This window comes from Prevotella aurantiaca (genome assembly GCF_015262605.1).
Lineage (GTDB): Bacteria > Bacteroidota > Bacteroidia > Bacteroidales > Bacteroidaceae > Prevotella > Prevotella aurantiaca.
This window is the reverse complement of the sequence record NZ_JABZSJ010000098.1, coordinates 1-1,596: the sequence shown is the minus strand read 5'-3', so window position 1 is coordinate 1,596 and position 1,596 is coordinate 1. Positions and strand designations below refer to the sequence as shown.

Sequence of the window (1,596 nt, the reverse complement as noted above, 5' to 3'; positions counted from 1 at the left end):
CCGTAACGCACGAGTGAAAAAGACTGAGAACGCAACAACCCAAGTACAACCATCACTATTCGATTTTTAAGCCTATGAAACCGAGAAACAAATTTGAAAAAGCAGTTTTGGAACAAAGCAAGTATCTTCGCCCGATAACCAAGACACAAAGTAAGTGGGCATTTCGTCAGTGTATAGACCACTTCGCCTACCGCTTGCCAAAAGGTCGCACCACTTGTATGGATTGTGGGCATAGTTGGGTAATGGACAAACATAGAGAAACTTGCACTTGCCCTCATTGCAGGGCAAAGTTGCAGGTCAAGGAAACATACGAGCGCAAGTTGCAGCAGAAGCAGTATTTCACCATACTTACCACTTGTGGAGAGTTTCAAGTATTACGTATGTTCCTACTTATTGTGGGTATGGAGAAAGGTTACAAAGCACAGACTTCTATAATTGAGATTGGGCAATATTGGTGGAATATGCAGGGACGAAAAGCTGTGGTTGCCATACAGAGGGTATTGGGACACTATGTTGATACCTTTTCCTATTATAGTCCTATGGCGATACGCAACGATAATGAAGCCTATCAGCATATTGCCTACTCACCGATATATCCGAAGTTCAAGGTTACAGACATACTTCGCAGAAATGGTTTTAAGGATAATTTCTATGGCATCGTGCCTACCCAGCTTATTCCTGCATTGCTTACAGACAGCCGTGTGGAAACATTGCTAAAGGCAGGTAGCACAGACCATTTACGTTACTTTCTTAGTAACAAGAAGTCTTTTGAGGAACGATGGCAATCCTACAAGATTGCAGTCCGTAACGGCTATGAGATAGCAGACATTTCTCTTTGGAGTGATTATGTAGATACACTTAGAAGATTAGGAAAGGATATTCATAATCCAAAATATTTATGCCCCACAGACCTTAAAGGCGAACACGACCGCAGACACGAGGAACTTCTCAGAGTGCGTGAAAGGGAGGAGATAGAACAGAAGCAGCAGAAGGCAATGGAAGACGAAAAGCGTTTCAAGGAACTTAAATCCAAGTTTTTCGGTATCTGTTTCACGGACGGCACAATTCAAGTCCACGTATTAGAGAGCGTGCAAGAGCATTTAGAAGAAGGTGTATCAATGCACCATTGCGTCTTCTCTAATGCATACTACCTCAAGGAGGACTCCCTTATCCTTTCAGCTACCATTGAAGGCAAGCGAATAGAAACCATTGAAGTATCATTACAAACTTTGGAAGTGGTGCAAAGTCGTGGGGTGTGCAACAAGAATACTGAATACCACGAGCAGATAGTAAACCTTGTGAATGCCAATCGAGGTCTTATAAGCCGAAGAATGAAAGCGACAGCATAAAGTATGAACCATTAAATTATCAGAGATATGAAAACTGAGATTGAAAACATCATCTACAATTGGGCGGACGAGATACCGCATATTCTCATTAGGGTTATTAATGCAATAACCCTATCCGACAACAAAGAGGAGTTAAGGTCGGCTATCAACAAAATAGCCGACGAAACGGAACTTGATAAGTTCTTTGCCTATGGCTATGGTGCGCACCATTTTTGGCTAAAACACCGCAGACTGTCCAATGGAGAGC

The 1,596-nt window shown here is 42.4% G+C and carries 2 protein-coding genes and 1 pseudogene; all 3 read left to right on the top strand.

Features of this window, described 5'->3' with window-relative positions:
- Positions 1-70, top strand: a pseudogene (locus tag HXN26_RS10840) (PcfK-like protein); the annotation flags it as partial.
- Between the two features lie 4 nt (positions 71-74).
- Entirely contained in the window at positions 75-1,349 is a 1,275-nt protein-coding gene (locus HXN26_RS10835; RefSeq protein WP_273161263.1) for a PcfJ domain-containing protein, read from the top strand.
- 27 nt (positions 1,350-1,376) lie between these two features.
- Positions 1,377-1,596: hypothetical protein (locus tag HXN26_RS10830; protein WP_273161262.1), on the top strand; the 220-nt coding region annotated here is incomplete at its 3' end.